At 49.4% G+C, this 20212-nt stretch carries 19 protein-coding genes and 1 other annotated feature (1 of these 20 only partly in view); all 19 genes read left to right on the plus strand.

Going from position 1 to position 20212, the window contains the following annotated elements:
- Position 1: 1 nt before the first annotated feature.
- Positions 2-1759, plus strand: coding sequence for a succinate dehydrogenase flavoprotein subunit (gene sdhA / locus KNO76_RS04375; protein WP_026826525.1), 1758 nt, complete (start codon positions 2-4; stop codon positions 1757-1759).
- 8 nt (positions 1760-1767) lie between these two features.
- The gene (gene sdhB, locus KNO76_RS04380) at positions 1768-2556 is read left to right on the plus strand and encodes a succinate dehydrogenase iron-sulfur subunit (RefSeq protein WP_193343274.1); all 789 of its coding nucleotides are present in this window, start codon (positions 1768-1770) and stop codon (positions 2554-2556) included.
- Positions 2557-2564: 8 nt separating this feature from the next.
- Positions 2565-3005: an acyl-CoA thioesterase gene (locus KNO76_RS04385; RefSeq protein WP_214882949.1), complete on the plus strand. Its 441-nt coding sequence runs from the start codon at positions 2565-2567 to the stop codon at positions 3003-3005.
- 74 nt (positions 3006-3079) lie between these two features.
- Complete coding sequence (locus KNO76_RS04390) at positions 3080-3343, plus strand: phosphocarrier protein HPr (protein ID WP_214882951.1); 264 nt, start codon at positions 3080-3082, stop codon at positions 3341-3343.
- Between the two features lie 112 nt (positions 3344-3455).
- A complete protein-coding gene (gene racE / locus KNO76_RS04395) occupies positions 3456-4259 on the plus strand; it encodes a glutamate racemase (protein ID WP_026826522.1) in 804 nt (267 codons plus the stop codon).
- On the plus strand, positions 4252-5001 hold the full coding sequence (rph, locus tag KNO76_RS04400; protein WP_026826521.1) for a ribonuclease PH: 750 nt from the start codon (positions 4252-4254) through the stop codon (positions 4999-5001). Before racE ends, rph begins: the two co-directional genes overlap by 8 nt.
- On the plus strand, positions 4998-5588 hold the full coding sequence (locus KNO76_RS04405) for an XTP/dITP diphosphatase (protein ID WP_214882954.1): 591 nt from the start codon (positions 4998-5000) through the stop codon (positions 5586-5588). Before rph ends, KNO76_RS04405 begins: the two co-directional genes overlap by 4 nt.
- Positions 5589-5593: 5 nt before the next feature.
- Positions 5594-6106, plus strand: coding sequence for a metallophosphoesterase family protein (locus KNO76_RS04410; RefSeq protein WP_214882958.1), 513 nt, complete (start codon positions 5594-5596; stop codon positions 6104-6106).
- Positions 6107-6649: 543 nt separating this feature from the next.
- Positions 6650-7561, plus strand: coding sequence for a hypothetical protein (locus KNO76_RS04415; RefSeq protein ID WP_026826518.1), 912 nt, complete (start codon positions 6650-6652; stop codon positions 7559-7561).
- 89 nt (positions 7562-7650) lie between these two features.
- Positions 7651-8943 (plus strand): trigger factor, encoded by a 1293-nt coding sequence (gene tig, locus KNO76_RS04420; protein ID WP_026826517.1) that lies wholly within the window; start codon positions 7651-7653, stop codon positions 8941-8943.
- Between the two features lie 211 nt (positions 8944-9154).
- Positions 9155-10423 (plus strand): ATP-dependent protease ATP-binding subunit ClpX, encoded by a 1269-nt coding sequence (clpX, locus tag KNO76_RS04425; RefSeq protein WP_026826516.1) that lies wholly within the window; start codon positions 9155-9157, stop codon positions 10421-10423.
- A 73-nt stretch (positions 10424-10496) separates the two neighbouring features.
- Positions 10497-12797, plus strand: coding sequence for an endopeptidase La (gene lon, locus KNO76_RS04430; protein WP_214700633.1), 2301 nt, complete (start codon positions 10497-10499; stop codon positions 12795-12797).
- Positions 12798-13391 carry a ribosome biogenesis GTP-binding protein YihA/YsxC gene (gene yihA, locus KNO76_RS04435; RefSeq protein WP_214700635.1) on the plus strand — a complete coding sequence of 198 codons (594 nt, stop codon included), beginning with the start codon at positions 12798-12800 and terminating at the stop codon, positions 13389-13391.
- Positions 13392-13502: 111 nt separating this feature from the next.
- Positions 13503-14672 carry an AI-2E family transporter gene (locus tag KNO76_RS04440; protein WP_214882960.1) on the plus strand — a complete coding sequence of 390 codons (1170 nt, stop codon included), beginning with the start codon at positions 13503-13505 and terminating at the stop codon, positions 14670-14672.
- A 182-nt stretch (positions 14673-14854) separates the two neighbouring features.
- Entirely contained in the window at positions 14855-16201 is a 1347-nt protein-coding gene (gene hemA, locus KNO76_RS04445) for a glutamyl-tRNA reductase (protein ID WP_026826512.1), read from the plus strand.
- Positions 16202-16253: 52 nt separating this feature from the next.
- Positions 16254-17171, plus strand: a complete 918-nt coding sequence (hemC, locus tag KNO76_RS04450) for a hydroxymethylbilane synthase (RefSeq protein WP_214882963.1) — start codon at positions 16254-16256, stop codon at positions 17169-17171.
- Positions 17172-17196: 25 nt separating this feature from the next.
- On the plus strand, positions 17197-17829 hold the full coding sequence (locus tag KNO76_RS04455; RefSeq protein WP_214882966.1) for a uroporphyrinogen-III synthase: 633 nt from the start codon (positions 17197-17199) through the stop codon (positions 17827-17829).
- Entirely contained in the window at positions 17826-18806 is a 981-nt protein-coding gene (gene hemB / locus KNO76_RS04460) for a porphobilinogen synthase (protein ID WP_015881120.1), read from the plus strand. Before KNO76_RS04455 ends, hemB begins: the two co-directional genes overlap by 4 nt.
- On the plus strand, positions 18803-20107 hold the full coding sequence (gene hemL, locus KNO76_RS04465; protein ID WP_214882969.1) for a glutamate-1-semialdehyde 2,1-aminomutase: 1305 nt from the start codon (positions 18803-18805) through the stop codon (positions 20105-20107). Before hemB ends, hemL begins: the two co-directional genes overlap by 4 nt.
- A gap of 47 nt (positions 20108-20154) precedes the next feature.
- Positions 20155-20212: a binding site (T-box leader), on the plus strand (it continues 164 nt past the right edge of the window).

Raw genomic sequence — 20212 nt, forward strand, 5'->3', positions numbered from 1 at the left:
CATGGCAAATCAAAGTTTGATCGTCATCGGAGGCGGTCTAGCTGGACTCATGGCGACAATCAAGTCGGCAGAGATGGGTGTTCCGGTAAAACTATTCTCGCTTGTACCGGTCAAGCGTTCACATTCAGTCTGTGCCCAAGGTGGCATCAACGGAGCCGTCAATACGAAAGGAGAAGGCGATTCTCCTTGGCAACATTTTGACGACACGGTTTACGGAGGCGACTTCCTCGCCAACCAACCGCCAGTTCAAAAGATGGCGGACAATGCTCCGAAAATCATTCACATGTTCGACCGGATGGGTGTTATGTTCAACCGTACGCCTGAGGGGCTCTTAGACTTCCGACGTTTCGGAGGAACACTTCACCACCGTACGGCCTATGCAGGAGCAACAACAGGGCAACAACTTCTCTACGCGCTTGATGAGCAGGTTCGCCGATACGAGGCACAAGGTCTTGTCGAGAAATATGAAGGTTGGGAATTCCTTCGTGCAATCGTGGATGAAGAAGGAATCTGCCGCGGTGCGGTCTGTCAGGATTTGCGCTCGATGGAAATTAAAGCGTTCCCATCAGACGCGGTCATCTTGGCGACAGGTGGTCCAGGGGTCATCTTCGGGAAGTCGACAAACTCGGTCATCAACACAGGACAAGCAGCGGCAGCGGTTTACCGCCAAGGCGCGGTCTATGCGAACGGGGAGTTTATTCAAATTCACCCGACAGCGATTCCTGGTGATGACAAGCTTCGTCTCATGAGTGAATCGGCTCGTGGGGAAGGTGGACGTGTCTGGACATACAAAGACGGGAAGCCATGGTACTTCCTCGAAGAAAAATATCCTGCTTACGGAAACCTCGTACCGCGTGACATCGCGACGCGTGAAATCTTCGACGTTTGTGTCAATCAAAAACTCGGCGTCAACGGTGAGAACATGGTTTACCTCGACTTGTCTCATAAAGACTCGAAAGAGCTCGATATCAAACTTGGTGGGATTCTCGAGATTTACGAGAAGTTCGTAGGAGATGACCCACGTAAAGTACCGATGAAGATTTTCCCTGCCGTTCACTACTCAATGGGCGGACTATGGGTCGACTACGACCAAATGACAAATATACCAGGACTCTTCGCAGCCGGTGAATGTGACTATTCGATGCACGGTGCGAACCGTCTCGGCGCAAACTCTCTTCTTTCAGCCGTTCACGGTGGAATGGAGGCCGGTCCTGCGGCGGTCAACTATATGCGTGGTCTTGATCAAGCGACAGAAAGCGTCTCGGACGCACTCTTTAACTTCAACGAACGTGAAGAAATCGAGCGTTTCAACGAGATCCTCGCGATGGATGGTACAGAGAATGCGTATCAAATCCACCGTGAACTCGGTGAACTCATGACGGACAACGTCACGGTTGTTCGCTACAATGACAAGCTTGAAGCGACCGACAAGAAAATCCAAGAATTGCGTGAACGTTTCCATAACATCTCGGCTACGGATACGGCACGTTGGAGCAACCAAGGGGCATCGTTCATTCGACAACTCGACCACATGCTCGACCTCGCACGCGTCATCACACTCGGCGCCCTCAAGCGAGACGAGAGTCGTGGTGCCCATTACAAGCCGGAATTTCCGGAACGTAATGATGAGCAGTTCATGAAGACGACGATGGCACGTTACAAAGATGGGGAAGTCGATATCTCTTATGAAGAAATCGACGTTTCGTTAATCCCGCCACGTAAGCGGGATTACTCGAAGAAAGGGGCGAAGACGAAATGACGACGCCAATGCAATCTGAACAAAAAGACATCCGTTTCATCATCGAACGCCAAGATGGACCGGACCAAGCGACGTATACTGAAGAATTCACGGTTCCGTACCGTCCGAACATGAACGTCATCTCGGCATTGATGGAAATCCGCCGTAACCCGGTCAACGCGAACGGGGACAAGACGACACCGATCAACTGGGATATGAACTGTCTCGAGGAAGTGTGTGGGGCCTGTTCGATGATCATCAACGGGAAGCCGCGCCAATCGTGTACGGCACTCGTCGATAAACTTGAGCAACCGATTCGTCTTGCACCGATGAAGACGTTCCCGGTCATCCGTGACCTTCAAGTCGACCGTCAACGTATGTTCGACGCGTTGAAAAAAGTGAAGGCATGGGTCCCGATCGATGGCACATACGACCTCGGTCCAGGACCGCGTATGCCGGAGAACAAACGACAATGGGCGTATGAACTATCGAAATGTATGACTTGTGGGGTTTGTCTTGAAGCGTGTCCGAACGTGAACGACAAATCGGACTTCATCGGTCCAGCGGCTATTTCGCAAGTTCGACTCTTCAACTCACACCCAACAGGTGCCTTCCACGCGGAAGATCGCCTCGAGGCACTCATGGAAGACGGAGGTATCATGCAGTGCGGAAACGCACAAAACTGTGTCGAAGTTTGTCCAAAAGGCATCCCGCTCACGACGTCGATCGCTTCGATGAACCGTCAAACGACGCTTCACTCGTTCAAACAGTTCTTCGGTAGTGACAAAGGTCGCACCGGTTCTGCGGTCGAGGCATAAGCGAGCCGATGACCAAGTACTTTCGAGAGCCGGGTTGGGAAACAAGTGTCAAAGCAGGGATCGCGCTCGATGTGAAAGTTCGATTTTCTGAATGCGATCCATATGGTCACATGAATAACACAATTCCGTTCATCTATTTTGAAGATGCGAGAATCGAGTTGTTAGAGGCGACAGGTTTCTCCTTGAAGGATGGATTTGTCGTCGTCGCCGATGCGCAATGTGACTATGTTCGACAAGTCATGCCACGTCAACAGCTGACCGTGCATGCCAATATCTTGACGGTCGGAAATACTTCATGTGATATTCATTACGGGGCGTATGACGGAGACCGACTTTTATTCGCAGGACGGACAAGCCTTGTTCATTTGTCGAAAGAAGGTCGTCCTATGGAATGGGCTCCGGAATATAAAAATCGCTTGCGGAATTTTTGCGAATCCGCTATCATTTGATAATGAGTTCACAAACAAAAAATATTCTGCTGGTTCGCCTGTAGAATTGAATTTTGAAGGGAGACCATCATCTCATGGAAAAAACGTTCACAGTCGTTGCTGATTCAGGAATTCACGCTCGTCCAGCTACTCAGCTTGTTAACACAGCATCTAAGTTCCAATCAGACATCAACCTTGAGTACAATGGCAAAACAGTTAACTTGAAATCAATCATGGGTGTACTTTCACTCGGAATCGCAAAAGATTCTACAATCAAGATCACTGCTGAAGGTGAAGATGCAGAAGAAGCGATCAAAACGCTTTCTGACATGCTCACTAGCGAAGGTCTTGCTCAGTAATTTGGGTAAGGGACGAGGCGCCATTGGCGACCTCGTCTTTTTTTGTCATGGGAACGTTTCTTTTTCCGTCCGATGTTTTTTGATAAGATAGGTGAGAATGGAAGTGATACAAATGAAACGAGCGATTGGAGTCCTCGATTCAGGAGTCGGCGGATTGACAGTAGTCAAAGAATTGATGCGTCAACTCCCTAAAGAGGAAATTATCTATATCGGGGATACGGAACGCTGTCCGTACGGGCCGCGTCCGCACGATGAGATTGAAGCATACACATGGGAACTCATTGAGTTTTTATTAAAGAGAGATGTCAAAATGATTGTCATCGCCTGTAACACGGCTACGGCCGTCGTTTTGAAAGAGGCAAGGAAACGTCTTGATATCCCGGTCATTGGAGTCATCGACCCGGGTGCCCGCGCGGCCGTAAAAGGGACGCGCAACAAACATATCGGTGTCATCGGTACGAAGATGACAATCGAGAGCGGCTCGTATGAGAAGGCGCTCCGTCACGTTGCGGGTGAGGTAGACGTATACTCGCTCGCCTGTCCGCCGTTTGTTCCGCTCGTAGAGGCAGGGGAAGTGTATGGGGACCGTGTCTATCAAGTAGTGGAAGAGACACTACGTCCGCTCCAAACATCCGAGATGGACACGCTCATCCTCGGTTGCACGCATTATCCGATTCTCGCTCCCGTCATCCAAGACGTGGTCGGACCGAGCGTCCACCTCATCTCATCTGGTGACGAGACTGCGCTTGAGGTTGCGGCAATCCTTGATTATCAAGAACTCGAGAATGGATTAGATACAGTCCCGACGCATGCTTTTTATGCGACCGGCGACATTGAACTGTTTGACCGACTTGCGAGCGAATGGCTCGGTCGTCCGGTCCATGCGGAGAAAGTGGAGGTGACAGGCATTGCGTGACACTAGACGATATGACGAACTGCGCACGGTTGAAATCGTGCCTCATGTAAATAAACATGCGGAAGGGTCTGTCCTTATTTCAATTGGTGATACGAAAGTGATTTGTACAGCGACTGTCGAAGAACGTGTCCCAAACTTCCTACGTGGGAAGCGACAAGGCTGGATCAATGCCGAGTACGCGATGCTACCACGAGCAACCGGGGACCGGACAGTCCGGGAATCGGTACGCGGGAAACAGTCGGGACGAACGATGGAGATTCAACGTTTGATTGCTCGTTCACTTCGGTCGGTCGTTGATTTAGAACGGCTTGGAGAACGAACAATCTGGATTGACTGCGATGTCATTCAAGCGGATGGCGGTACACGTACGGCATCCATCACTGGTGGATTCTGTGCGCTCGTCTTGGCTGTCGATCGGTTGATACGTCAAGGGAAACTCGAGGACACACCAATTAAAGAAGGTGTAGCCGCAATCTCTGTCGGGCGGACAGACGAACTCGTGCTCGATTTAAATTATTTGGAAGACGCCGCGGCAGAAGTTGATATGAACGTCGTCATGACGGCGAGTGGTCGTTTCGTCGAAGTACAGGGTACTGGAGAAGAGGCGACGTTTACGCTTCAAGAGATGAACGAGATGCTCGGTCTCGCCGAGCGAGGAATCGAATCATTATTCAAGGCGGCTGAAGAAGCACTCGGTGCTTCGTGGTGGTACGTCGGAGAACGTTCGGAGGAGACTTTATGAAGTTGATTATTGCGACACACAATCCTGGAAAAGTGAAGGAACTCGAAGGGATGTTGACCCCGCTCGGGTTCGAGATCGAGTCACTACTCGACTATCCGAATGCACCGGAAACTGATGAGACTGGTACGACATTTGAAGAAAATGCTGCATTAAAAGCGACAGAGGTGGCTACTTATTTCGGACACGCCGTACTCGCGGACGACTCAGGTCTTGAAGTCGATGCGCTCGACGGGGCACCAGGTGTGTACTCGGCCCGCTTCGCCGGCCCAGAAAAGTCGGATGAGGCGAACAATGCCCTTCTTCTTGAAAAATTGAACGGGGAAACGAATCGTACGGCCCGTTTTGTTTGTGCGCTCTGTCTGGCGAAACCGACTGGAGAAACGTTGACCGTTCGCGGAACGATTGAAGGGACAATCGGCTACTCGCCACGAGGCGAGAATGGTTTCGGATACGACCCGCTCTTTATCGTCCCATCGCTCCATAAGACAGCGGCAGAACTTGAACGCGAAGAGAAGGCGGTCGTCAGCCATCGTGGACAAGCACTACGGAAGTTGGAGGCAGAAATCACACCATTCATGAAAGGATGAAGCTTATGCGTTTTCTAATAGTGAGTGATAGTCATGGTCTGACCGAAGAACTGACAACGATTTTTGAACGACATGAAGCAGAAATCGATGATGCGTTTCATTGTGGGGACTCACAACTCGCTTTGGTCGATGAACATTTGTTACCGTATCGGACAGTCCGTGGGAATTGTGATTTTGGGGGAGACCTTCCACTCGAGCGAATCGAGACGACAGATGCCGGTACGATTCTGATCGTCCATGGGCACCATCACGACGTCAAATTCGATTTGAATCGTTTGCGATATCGGGCTGAAGAAGTCGGCGCGAACGTCGTCTTGTTCGGTCACTCGCATGTGGCGGGTGCTTTGATCGAGGATGGTGTCGTCTACATCAACCCGGGTTCGATACGAATGCCGCGGGGACGAATGGACAAAACGTATGCGTTACTTGACCTAGAAAAAGGAGAAGCTGCAGTGCGTTTCTATCGCTCGGAGGACGGTTCGCACGTCGAAGATTTGGACATCGTAGGAAAACTATGAGTTTCATATAGGAAATCGATTGACAGGAAACCATTTTTCTATTATAGTTTTCATGTCAATGTCCCAATAGCTCAGCAGGATAGAGCAACGGCCTTCAAGACAAATAGGAGCCTTTATAGGGAAACAGAAACCTATAAAGTGGACGACACTATATCGGTGAAGCCTTAACAGATGATGCTGATGGTAATACCGAGGAAACTCATTCCCGTATAATCGGGTCGAGTTGATTCGAATGGCTACGAACGTAGAGGTAGAATCAATGGAGGGGCATCATGCTCGTGAGGTTCCGTAGAGACTACACGTGTCGCACCTGAAATGGTGAAGATATAGTCCAGACTACAAACAACGCAATGTTGGTGACGAAAGTCATGGTGGTAAGCTAAGCCGTCGGTCGGGGGTTCGAATCCCTCTTGGGACGCTTCCATTTAAAATAGAGATGGTCTCTACGGAGATCATCTCTTTTTTCATTTTCCGGGAAATCGATTGACAAGGAATTGCGTCCTAAAGGAAGATGAAAGAGTATGGAAGAGAGGGTGAGGGAAGATGGAGAAGGAAAAGGACCAAGACTATCCGTTCCCTGGGAATTGGTCGCGTCTGCATAAGATGATTCAAGAGGCGGATGCTTCTGGGGAACGACAGCGGATCGAACCGATTTTATGGGATTGGTATCAGGTGATTCCGGGTGACCCATTTATTTTCATGGAAATCTTCCAATGTGCGATGGAACGACCGGATGATCCGGAAACACTCGAAAAACTACAGGAACTTGTCGCGATTCAGATGACGGAAGCAGAGGAACCGGCCTCTGGTGGGCTTCAGATTGCGCAGTATTACATTATGCGTGACCAACCGTTTGAAGCGGCGCATTGGATTAACCAGTATCTTGAATGGCAAAAAGATAAAGATACGGTCAACACACAGGCGCATCAGGTACTTCAAGTTTTAAAGATGACTGAGTTTCCGGCGGCGATTGCCAAGTTGAAACGGACGTTGACGCGAGGGAGTACAGGGGAGCAAATTGAAGCGTTACAACATGTCCATTTTAATATCGATTCGGTGCTCGACAATGTGCTTCACGAATTGCTCGAGTCGGAGCGACCAAAGCTCATCAAACTGATTGTATTAGAAAAAGCGTTTACCGAGCTTGCGAACATCAAATGGACGGATGGAGAATCGATGAACGAGATGTCGCAAGTAGAGGCGACGGCGCACATTGAGAAATGGGAGAAGACTGTATTGTCACTTCAAAAATCAGTGGAAGGTGATGAGATCGGAACCCAGTTGTTGATGAATTACATGTACACGCATTATCCGTATGTGCCGGTTCCAACAGAGGATATCGAAGAGTCACTCGCACAAGCGAAACAAGCGATTTTGCATGACAAGGCGGTCGATGGTTTGGCAGCTGCGATTTTAGAGGCGGATCTGCGCTTCACACAGGCGTTATTAGACTAAATCCTTGTGTGCACATAGAGGATTTATGCTATAATACGGATTGTTGTACATTTTTGTACGGTATAAACGAATTGTTGGAGGGACTTAGCATGACAGCAAAATGGGAAAAAACATCAGGTAGCCAAGGCGTACTCACGTACGAAGCTCCTGCAGAAGCTTTTGATAAAGCAGTTGACGCCGCATTTAAAACAGTCGTCAAAGACTTGAACGTGCCTGGCTTCCGTAAAGGTAAATTGCCACGCCCAATGTTCAACAAAATGTATGGAGAAGAAGCACTCTATCAAGATGCACTCGACATTCTCTACCGCGATACAATCCAAGGTGCGGTTGAAGAAGCTGGTTTCGAACCAATCGCGCTCGAAAACATCGATGTAGACGGCACGCTCGAGAAAGGCAAACCAGTCGCGTTCAAAGTGACATTCGTGGTTGAGCCAGAAGCTGAGCTTGGCGAATACAAAGGTCTTGAGTACGAAGCTGTTGCTACAGAAGTAACAGAAGACGAAGTGACAGCAGAACTTGAAGCACTTCAACAGCAAGGCGCAGAACTCGCTGTTAAAGAAGGTGCAATCGAAAACGGCGATACAGCTGTCTTTGATTTCGCAGGTTTCGCTGACGGTGAGCAGTTCGAAGGCGGCACAGCTGAGAACTACACACTCGAAATCGGTTCTGGTCAATTCATCCCAGGATTCGAAGAGCAAATGATCGGCTTGACTGCTGGTGAAGAAAAAGACGTTGAAGTAACATTCCCTGAAGAGTACCACGCTGAAAACTTAGCGGGTAAACCAGCGACATTCAAAGTCAAACTTCATGAAGTAAAAGCAAAACAAGTTCCTGAACTCGATGACGAGTTTGCAAAAGACATTGACGAGTCTGTTTCTACACTCGACGAGTTGAAAGCAAGCATCCGTGAGCGTTTAGAAGCTGGCAAGAAACAAGAAGCTGAAGGTACGATGCGCGATCAACTCGTCGAGCAGGCAACTGCGAACGCGACAATCGACGTACCACAAGTTCTCGTTGACCAAGAAGTAGACCGCATGGTACAAGAGTTCGGTTCACGTGTATCTTCACAAGGAATCGACCTTAACATGTACTTCGAACTCACTGGTACTTCTGAAGAAGCAATGCGTGAAGAGATGAAAGAGCAAGCTGAAGAGCGTGTTAAAGCTCGTCTCGTCTTGAAAGCAATTGCTGACAAAGAAGAAATCGAAGTATCTGACGAAGATGCTGAGAAAGAACTTGAAGAAATGTCTAAACTTTACAACATCGCACCAGACCAACTCCGTACGATGCTCGCTCCACAAGGCGGTCTTGAGACACTTAAAGGTGACCTCAAATTCCGTAAAGCGATTGACATCCTCGTTGAAAACGGTAAAGCAAAGTAAGTTGATATTCGAAGGGACGACTGCCTAGCGGTCGTCCTTTTTTCTGTCACAACACATTGCATGTGTAATTCTTTGAAGTCGGAATATGTTCATGCTACAATTATTTCAACGCAGAGATGTAAAATGTCTTTTCGCGGTGCATCGCACCAGAAAATACAAATCGCGATTTATCGCACTTACATCCATTTTCACCACAGAAGGGGTGTATCGAATGTTTAAATTTAACGAGGAAAAGGGGCAACTCAAATGCTCGTTTTGCGGGAAATCGCAAGAACAAGTCCGTAAACTAGTCGCCGGTCCTGGCGTATACATTTGCGATGAATGTATCGAACTTTGCAATGAAATCGTTGAGGAAGAGCTCGGTGTCGAGGAAGAAGTCGAATTCAAAGACATTCCGAAACCACAAGAAATCCGCAATGTGCTAGATGAATATGTCATTGGACAAGATCGTGCGAAACGTTCACTCGCCGTCGCTGTCTATAACCACTATAAACGTATCAATGCAGGTGGACGTGCAGATGACGTCGAACTTGCGAAGTCGAACATCGTCATGATTGGACCAACAGGTAGCGGGAAGACGCTCCTCGCCCAAACGATGGCACGCATCTTGAACGTCCCGTTCGCAATCGCGGATGCGACGAGTTTGACAGAAGCGGGTTACGTCGGTGAAGACGTCGAGAACATCTTGCTCAAGTTGATTCAAGCAGCTGACTATGATGTCGAGAAAGCCGAAAAAGGAATCATCTATATCGATGAGATTGATAAGATTGCCCGTAAGTCTGAAAACCCATCGATTACGCGTGACGTATCCGGAGAAGGGGTTCAGCAAGCACTTCTTAAAATTCTTGAAGGTACGACAGCAAGCGTTCCGCCACAAGGTGGACGTAAGCATCCGCATCAAGAATTCATCCAAATCGATACAACGAATATTCTCTTCATCGTCGGCGGTGCATTCGCCGGTATTGAATCGGTCGTTAAGCGACGCGTCGGGAAAAAAGTGATCGGGTTTGGGAATGATCAAGAAAACCGCGAGTTAACGCAAGAAGACTTGCTCGCCCGCGCACTCCCTGAAGACCTTCAAAAATTCGGTTTGATTCCAGAGTTCATCGGTCGTCTGCCAGTTATGGCTACGCTCACGACACTCGATGAGGAAGCACTCGTTGAAATCTTGACGAAACCGAAAAATGCACTCGTTCGTCAGTACGTGAAGATGCTAGAACTTGACGATGTCGAACTTTCGTTCACAGACGAGGCGTTGATTGAGATTGCTAAACTTGCGATCAAACGTAAGACTGGTGCTCGCGGTCTCCGCTCGATTATCGAAGAAATGATGCTCGATGTGATGTTTACCGTCCCATCGCGTGACGATATCGAGAAAGTCGTCATCACGGATGAAACGATTACGGGTCTTGCCGGTCCGAAATACGTCCTTCGTGATGGTACTGTCGAACAGACAGGGGATAACAAAGAGACAGCATAATTCTTTTAAGAAAGAAGGCTCAAACACTCGGCATATCCGAGTTTTGGGCCTTTTTGCACAGGAGGCGTAGTAGATGGAAAAATTACCAATCCTTCCTTTGCGAGGAGTCGTCGTATATCCGCTCATCGGTGTGACCATTGATGTCGGACGCCCGTTATCGCTTCGGGCGCTCCTTGCCGCAAAGGAGCATGAGACAGATTTAATTGTCGTTACCCAAAAAGAAACAGGGAACGAGTCCCCAGAACCGGAGGACCTATATGCAATTGGAACGCGTGTCCATATCGCGAAGATGAGCGAATTGTCGAATGAGACACTTCGGGTGCGCATCGTCGGGAAAGAGCGCGTTCGCGTCGATTCAATCGAATCGACGGATGAAGGTTGGTTTGCCAACATTGAACCTGTTGAACTTACAGAAGGGGAAGAGGTCGAACGAACGGCACTTGTCCGTCTGCTAAAAGAACAGTTCGGAAAACTAGTTGCGAACATTAAAGGAATGTCACCCGATGAGCGTCGTCGCTTTGAAATGTATGAACGGCTCGAATCACTCACGGACTATATCACGTCAAAACTCGATGTCGATGTCGAACTTCGCCAGGCGATGCTCGAAGAAGCGGATGCGGTCAAGCGCGGACTCGAACTACTTGAAATCATTGCCCATGAAGTCGAAGTGATCGAACTTGAGCAAGAGATGCGTGAGCGGACGAAGAAGTCGATTGAGCAGGCGCAGCGCGAATATTACTTACGAGAACAAATGAAGACGATTCAACAAGAGCTCGGCGACCAAACGCAAGAGTCTGAGCCGAATCGGCTTCGGGAGAAGTTAGAGGCGCTCGACTTGCCAGAAACGACACGGAAGAATGTCATGCGTGAAGCGGAACGATTGAACGTCGTACCGCAAACATCTCCAGAGTACGCGGTCATTCGTAACTATCTCGACTGGTTCGTGTCACTACCGTGGGGCATTGAGACGGAAGATAAGCTTGACGTGAAACACGCGGCGGATGTTCTCGATGACGACCATTATGGCTTGGAGTCGGTAAAAGACCGAATCCTCGAGTACTTGGCCGTCCGACAATTGACGAATTCGCTCCGAGGACCAATCCTCTGTCTCGCGGGGCCTCCGGGAGTCGGAAAGACGTCGCTTGCCCGCTCGATTGCATCAGCACTTGAACGTCACTTCGTTCGCGTCTCCCTTGGTGGAGTACGCGATGAAGCGGAAATCCGAGGACATCGTCGTACGTATATCGGCGCGATGCCGGGGCGGGTCATTCGTGGGTTAAAGCAAGCGGAAAGTAAGAACCCGGTCTTCTTGCTTGATGAGATCGACAAGATGGCTTCTGACTTTAGAGGCGACCCGGCGTCAGCGATGCTCGAAGTGCTCGACCCGGAACAGAACGTCTCATTCTCGGACCATTATATCGAAGAACCGTTTGACTTATCGAACGTCCTTTTCATCGCGACGGCGAATGATGTTTCACAAATTCCGGCACCGCTCCTTGACCGGATGGAGCTCATCCAAATCGGAGGCTACACAGAGCACGAAAAAGTGGAAATTGCGAAACGCCATCTCGTGCCGAAACAGCTGAAAGAACATGGGTTGAAGAAAAGTCAACTGACCATTAAAGAAGATGCGCTTTATGAGGCCGTGCGCCGCTACACACGTGAAGCTGGCGTGCGTAACTTGGAACGCGTCATCGGATCACTCTGCCGAAAAGCGGCGAAACAAATCGCTATCGGTGAGAAAAAACGCGTCACGATTTCGAAAAAAGCAATCATCACGTATCTCGGAAAACCGAAGTATCGTTACGGAAAAGGTGAGACAGAGGATTCGATCGGTGCAGTGACGGGTCTTGCGTATACTGCCTTCGGTGGAGACACGCTCACCATCGAAGTGGCTCTCGCCCCAGGGAAAGGTAAGCTCCAGTTGACCGGTAAACTCGGCGACGTCATGCAGGAGTCAGCGCAGACAGCGTATAGCTATGTCCGTGCAAATGCAGAGCGGTTCGAGATTGATCCGACGTTCTATGAGCGACAAGATATCCACATTCACGTCCCTGAAGGCGCCGTGCCGAAAGATGGACCGTCGGCCGGGATTACAATCGCGACGGCACTGATTTCCGCACTGACCGGTAAAAAAGTTCATCGCGACGTCGGTATGACAGGCGAAATCACGCTCCGTGGACGCGTCTTGCCGATTGGTGGGTTAAAAGAAAAAGCGCTCGCCGCTCATCGGGCCGGATTGACGACAATCGTCATTCCGAAAGATAATGAGCGAGACATCGATGACATTCAAGAGACGGTACGTGAGAAATTGACGTTCGTTCCAGTGACGACACTCGATGAAGTACTAGATGTAGCATTTGGAGGAAATTAAATGAAAATCAACAAAGCAGAGTTTGTGACGAGTGCCGTCGCGCCAGACCATTATCCGGTCCATGAATTGCCGGAAGTGGCACTTGCCGGCCGGTCGAACGTCGGGAAGTCGTCGTTCATCAATAAGATTTGTCAACGAAAGGCGCTTGCGCGCACGTCTTCGAAACCAGGAAAGACACAAACACTCAACTTCTTCAACATCAATGATGAAATCATGTTCGTTGACGTTCCAGGTTACGGATACGCGAAAGTATCAAAGACGGAGCGAGAGAAGTGGGGCGTTATGATGGAACAATATTTGACGAGCCAAGAGGCGCTTCGTGGCGTTGTCTTACTCGTCGATATCCGTCATGAGCCGACCGGTGATGATGTGACGATGTACAACTTCTTGAAACACTATGAGATTCCGGTCATCGTCGTTGCGACGAAGCTCGATAAAATCAAGAAGGGTCAACGTCAAAAACACGAAGCGGCAGTGAAACGCAAGCTTCAATTTGACCCATCAGATCGTTTTGTCGCCTTTTCAGCTGAAACGGCGGAAGGAAAAGACGAGGCGTGGAAAGCGATTTATGCACTCATCACAGATGGTGAATAAGAGAAAGGGCGAAGGGATTCCTTCGTCTTTTTGTTTTTCTAATCCCCCAAGCGGGTAATTATCGTATAATCATAGTTAGTACATAGTCATAATTGCAAATGAGGTGGAGAGATGCAACGCATGTTTGAAAGCAAATGGTACCGCGCCCTCTTTTGGACGCTGACCATCTTTTTAGTTATTTGGGTCGGAACACAGATTTCATTTGTGTTTGAGCCGGTCCAAGTTATTTTGGCACTAGTTACCGTACCGCTCATTGTGGCAGGACTCTTCTTTTATTTCTTGGTCGGCATCGTCGATTTTTTAGAGAAGCGTTTAAAAGGAAAACGACCATTAGCGGTCGCGATTACATTGATCGGTCTCGTCCTCATCTTTACGATCGTCTTTAGTAGTTTAGGTCCTGTATTAGGGGAACAGATCACATCTTTAGTCAATGCAATGCCAAGCATCGCAAAAGAACTTCAGCAACAGGCTTTCGCTGTTCGTGATACATTGATGCAAAACGAATTCTTATCGCGCTTCATGGCGCAAAACGATGAGGTGTTCCGCAACCTGACGACAAACATTACCTCTTACTTGGGAGATTTGTTCGGAAATATCGCATCGTCACTCGGTCAAGTGGTTGGGTTTGTGACGTCAGCCGTCATCACAATCGTCGTCATCCCGTTCATGCTTCTCTATATGTTGCTTGACGGTAAACGTCTGCCCGATGCGATTGTCAAACTGCTCCCGTCGAATTATGAAAAAGAAACACGCCATATCTTGCACGATATGCACGAAACGGTCCGAAACTATGTGAATGCACAATTACTCGTCGCGTTCTTCGTCGGGATCACCTCGTTCATCGGTCTTTTGATTATCAACGTAGATTACGCCATCTTGCTTGCGCTCTTCATGATGGTGACGAATATCATCCCGTATGTCGGTCCATTCTTAGGGGCTGCACCGGCGGTCGTCGTGGCGTTCATTCAAGATCCGATTAAAGTTCTTTGGGTGATCGTCGTCATTATCATCGTCCAGCAAATCGAGTCAAACGTCATCTCGCCACTCATTCAAGGGAAGTCTTTGAAAGTGCACCCACTCACGATTATCATCGTCTTGCTTGTGGCCGGGAATTTGGCAGGTATTATCGGGATGCTCATTGCTGTACCGTTCTATGCGGTTGCTAAAACAGTTGTTCAGAATATCGTTCGCATCTATAAATTAAGGGAACGCGAACAATATTTAGAAAGTGAAGAGACGGAAAGTACGATAATTACGGAGCCAAACGCGCCAAATTCATAAGAAAGAGTGTAGAAATGGAGTTTCTCCATTTCTACTTCTTTTTGTCACAAAAAGTTCTTATTTTATTTCAGGAAAATCAAACAGAAGATTATAGTTCCTAGATAAAAATTGCTATAATGTACCGTAGAGAATGAAAAAGAAGAGACAACTGTCGGTGGATTTTAGATGAGGGGAAGAGATACATGCATATTGTCGTCGTTGGACTAAATAACAAGACAGCCCCTGTCGCGATTCGGGAGCAGTTCTCGTTTGGGGAGCAAGAAATCGTGGATGCGATGATTGCACTTCGCGAAGAGAAGAGCATTTTCGAGTCAGTTATTTTGTCTACGTGTAACCGGACGGAGTTGTACGTCGTGACAGATCAACTCCATACGGGACGTTATTACACGAAACGTTTCTTGGCGAACTGGTTCAATTTAGAGATGGAGCAGTTCACACCTTACTTGTCGATTCGAGAAGGGGAAGAGGCGATTCGTCACCTGTTCCGTGTCACATCGGGCCTAGACTCGATGATCATCGGGGAAACACAAATTTTAGGTCAGGTGAAGACAAGTTTCTTCCGTGCCCAAGAGTATGGAACGACGGGAACCGTCTTCAACAAATTGTTTAAAGAAGCGGTCACACTCGCCAAGCGCGCCCATACGGACACACAAATTGGGGAAATGTCTGTATCGGTCAGCTCAGCTGCCGTGACGCTCGCACAAGAGATGTACCAACAGCTCGAGGACAAGCAAGTTGTCGTTGTCGGAGCCGGAGAAACGGGTGAACTCACGACACTCAACTTGTTCGAAGCGGGAGCCAAACAAATCGCCGTCTTCAACCGAACAGAGAGTAAGGCGAAAGCCGTCGCAGACAAATTTAAAGGTCGTGCTCATTCCATTCGTGAAATCGCGTGTGGATTACTTGATGCCGATATTTTAATCAGTTCGACCGGAGCGAAAGATGCCGTCATTGGATATGACGATGTAGCGGCGGCACAACTGTTACGCCGTGAACGTCCACTTCTTCTCATTGACATCGCTGTGCCGCGAGATATCGATCCAGCGGTCGCGACACTTCCGGGTGTTCATTTGTTTGATGTCGATGATTTGAATGGAATCGTCAACAAAAATCTTGAGGCACGTCTCATCGAAGCTGAGAAAATTGAGATGAAAATTGATGAAGCGATTCAAGAGTTCCAAACATGGCTCGTCACACTTGGAGTCGTGCCGATCATGAACGAGTTACGTGCTCGTGCCCTTGATATTCAAGAAGACACGATGACAAGTCTAGAGCGAAAGCTCGACCACTTGTCTGCGCGAGACAAAAAAGTCATCGGGAAGCATATGAAGTCAATCATTAACCAAATGCTTCGTGACCCGATTGACTATATTAAAGACGCTGCGGCTCAGCCGGATGCAAACGTTCGGATTGCCCAGTTTGTCGAAACATTCGACCTCGATGTCGAGTTACCAAAGCAATCAATAGAAGAAGTGGAAGAAACAGATGCTACTTCTGCCAAAGCACCACTTCGCGCATTGATGCGCTAACAAGACAAAAAGGCGACATGTGTCGCCTTTTTCTATGAAGGAGAGACTCAACATGCGGAAAATTATTGTCGGCTCACGCCGTTCCCAACTCGCCATGACCCAAACGAAATGGGTCATCGAGCAATTGAAGCAAGCTGGAGCAAAAAACGAATTTGAAATTAAAGAAATTGTGACGAAAGGAGACCAAATCGTCGACGTCCAACTTTCGAAAGTCGGTGGGAAAGGTCTGTTCGTCAAAGAGATTCAACAACAGATGATTGATGGGGACATCGATTTCGCCGTACACAGTATGAAAGATGTTCCGGCTGAGCTTCCGGAAGAACTCTATATCAGCTGTATGCCGAAACGTGTTGACGCTCGTGACGTTCTCATCTGTGAGAATGGCTATACGTTCGACACACTTCCGAAAGGAGCGATCGTCGGAACGAGCTCTCTCCGTCGTGGGGCACAGATTTTGGCGGCACGTCCGGACCTTGAAATTCAATGGATTCGAGGAAACATCGATACTCGTCTGAAAAAATTGGATTCGGAGAACTATAACGCCATCCTGCTCGCGAAAGCAGGGCTTGAACGGATGGGATGGATGGATCGTGTCGACTTTGAAGCGCTCGACCCAGATTTGATGGTACCTGCAGTAGGACAAGGTGTGCTTGCCATCGAGAGCCGTAAGGACGATGCAGATGTGACGGCAGTGCTTCAACTCTTGCATGATGATGTGACGGCGAAAGCTGCGACAGCGGAACGTACTTTCTTGAAAGCGATTGAAGGAAGTTGTCACGTACCGGTCGGTGGCTTTGCAACAGTCAATGGCGACGAAGTCACGCTCACAGGTCTCATCGCATCAGTGGACGGAAAAGAAGTGCTTCGTACGACAAAAACATCAACGGACGGGATCGCACTCGGAATGGACGTCGCAGAAGAATTGCTTGAACGTGGCGGACGTGAAATCCTCGCCTCGGTCAATGAGTGACCTCTGGTACACGGGAACGAAACGAATGACCGCTTCGCAACGGGCGCTGCTCGAGGCGAGCGGTCTTTCCGTTCATCATGTCCCGCTTATTCAAACGAGAGAAACGCATGTACCACCACCCGTGGAACGATTCGACTGGCTCGTCGTCACGAGTCAAAACGCGGTACCTGCGCTTCGAGATTTGACGCGGGACGTGAAAGTCGCCGCTGTAGGAGAGAAGACGAAACGAGCACTTGAAGCAGAAGGGTTTACTGTCTCGCTCATGCCGGAAACATTTACCGGTGAGGCACTCTTTCAGCAGTTGCGTGAAGTCGCCTCAAAGGATGACATCGTCTTGTTCGCGCGCGGCAATTTGGCGAATACGTCCCATATGACAATGTTGCCTCATGTATATGACTGGGTCGTCTACGAGACAATCCCTGTCCAACTGACGCCAGTGCAACAACATCAACTCGAGACGGTGAAGGCGCTGCTCGTTTTGAGCCCGTCGGCCGTCGATGCGCTCACGCCACATCTGTCCCACTTTAACGGGACATGGTACGCCATTGGCGAAGTGACCGAGCGTGCCGTACGACAAGTGTCGACATTACCGGTCCGAGTGCCAGAATGTTATACTATGGATGCATTAATACAGTGTGTAGGGGAGGATTTTTCATGAACCAGTTTGACCGTCACCGTCGTCTTCGCTCATCGAAGTCGATGCGTGCCCTCGTACGTGAAAATCATGTTCGAAAAGAAGATTTGATTTACCCGCTCTTCATCATTGAAGGGACTAACATTAAACGTGAAGTCAGCTCGATGCCTGGCGTCTTCAATTATTCACTTGACCGACTCGAAGAAGAAATTAAAGAAATCGTCGACCTCGGTCTTCAATCCGTGCTCTTGTTCGGTGTACCAGAACATAAAGACCCGGAAGGCAGTGAAGCGTATCACGACCACGGCATCGTCCAAGAAGCAATCCGTAAAGTGAAAGAGTGGGCGCCACAGCTCACGGTCATCGCCGATACGTGCCTCTGTGAGTACACGTCGACAGGTCACTGTGGCCTCGTGAAGGACGGGGACGTCGATAACGACGCGTCACTTCCACTTCACGTCCAGACAGCAATCACACAAGCGCAGGCGGGTGCCGATATCATCGCACCAAGTTCGATGATGGACGGATTCGTTGCAGCCATCCGTGAAGGTCTCGACCAAAACGGATTCAGCCATATCCCGATCATGAGCTATGGCGTCAAATATGCGTCTGCTTATTACGGACCGTTCCGTGACGCAGCCCAATCGGCTCCAGGTGAAGGCGATCGTAAAGGATATCAGATGGACCCGGCGAACCGTCGCGAGGCGTTCCGCGAGTCGCAATCGGACGTGGAGCAAGGTGCCGATTTCATGATCGTCAAACCGGCTCTCGCGTTCATGGATATCATCCGTGACATGCGCGACTCACTCGATATGCCAATCGTGGCGTATAACGTGAGTGGAGAGTATGCGATGATTAAAGCCGCATCACTCAACGACTGGGTCGACGAAGAACGCATCGTCATGGAGACGATGGTCGGATTCAAACGTGCCGGTGCAGATCTCATCGTCACGTATTTCGCAAAAGACGTCTGTCGCTATTTGGAAGGAGACTACGCATGACATACAACCAAACGCGCTCAGAAGAAGCGTTCGAACAAGCCCGTCCACTCATGCCAGGCGGTGTCAACAGCCCGGTCAGAGCTTATAAATCGGTCGGTATGACTCCAATTTTCGCTGAACGCGGTGAAGGTTCACGCGTCTACGACATCGACGGCAACGAGTATATCGATTACGTCCTCTCATGGGGACCACTCATCCTCGGTCACCGTGACCCGGTCGTCACGAAAGCGATTCAAGAACAAGCTGAAAAAGGCTGGACGTTCGGGACACCGACCGAGCTTGAGACGAAGATGGCAGAACTCGTCATCGACCGCGTCCCATCGATCGAGATGGTCCGCATGGTCAACTCGGGTACGGAAGCGACGATGGCGGCACTTCGTCTCGCACGCGGCTATACAGGAAAGACAAAGATTTTGAAGTTCGAAGGGTGCTACCACGGACACGGTGATTCACTTCTCATTAAAGCAGGGTCTGGTGTCGCGACACTTGGTCTCCCGGACTCACCTGGTGTACCGAAAGAACTCGCAAGCCATACGCTCACCGTTCCTTACAATGATTTGGACGCAGTCCGCGTCGTCTTTGAGAAGTACGGTGACGATCTCGCCGGTGTCATCGTTGAACCCGCAGCCGGGAACATGGGCTTCGTGCCACCACAACCAGGGTTCCTCGAAGGACTCCGTGAAATCACGGAGCAAAACGGCGCGCTCCTCATCTTTGATGAGGTCATGACGGGCTTCCGTGTCGGGTACAATTGTGCCCAAGGCTACTTTGGCGTCACACCGGACCTCACATGTCTCGGTAAGGTCATCGGCGGCGGACTTCCGGTCGGTGCATACGGCGGAAAACGTGAAATCATGGAACAGATTGCACCGCAAGGTCCGATCTATCAAGCGGGTACGCTCTCGGGTAACCCACTCGCGATGATTGCCGGTTATACGACACTCTCGCAACTGAAACCTGAGCATTACGCCGAGTTCGAGCGTAAGGCAGACCGTCTCGCCGAAGGATTCACGCAGGCTGGTGAAACATACAACATCCCGCACGATACGAACCGTGCCGGCTCGATGTTTGGTTTCTTCTTCACGAACGAGAAAGTGACGAACTTCGAAAAAGCGAAATCGGCGAACCTTGAGATGTTCCGCTCGTACTATCAGAAGATGGCAGCACGCGGCGTATTCTTGCCACCGTCACAGTTCGAGGGCTTATTCCTCTCGACTGCTCATACGGATGAGGATATCGAGAAGACGATCGCAGCGGTCGAAGCGACATTCAAGGAGCTTCAAGAAGAGTTTTCACTCTAATCTTGACTGCTGACGTTTCTGTCGCTACAATTATTTAACAGATACGATGAATTGCTTTGATGAGGAGTAGTACGCATCATTCATTCCTTTTAGAGACGTGACCGC

Source organism: Exiguobacterium sp. s101 (assembly GCF_018617835.1).
In the GTDB taxonomy this organism is placed as follows: Bacteria; Bacillota; Bacilli; order Exiguobacteriales; family Exiguobacteriaceae; genus Exiguobacterium; species Exiguobacterium marinum.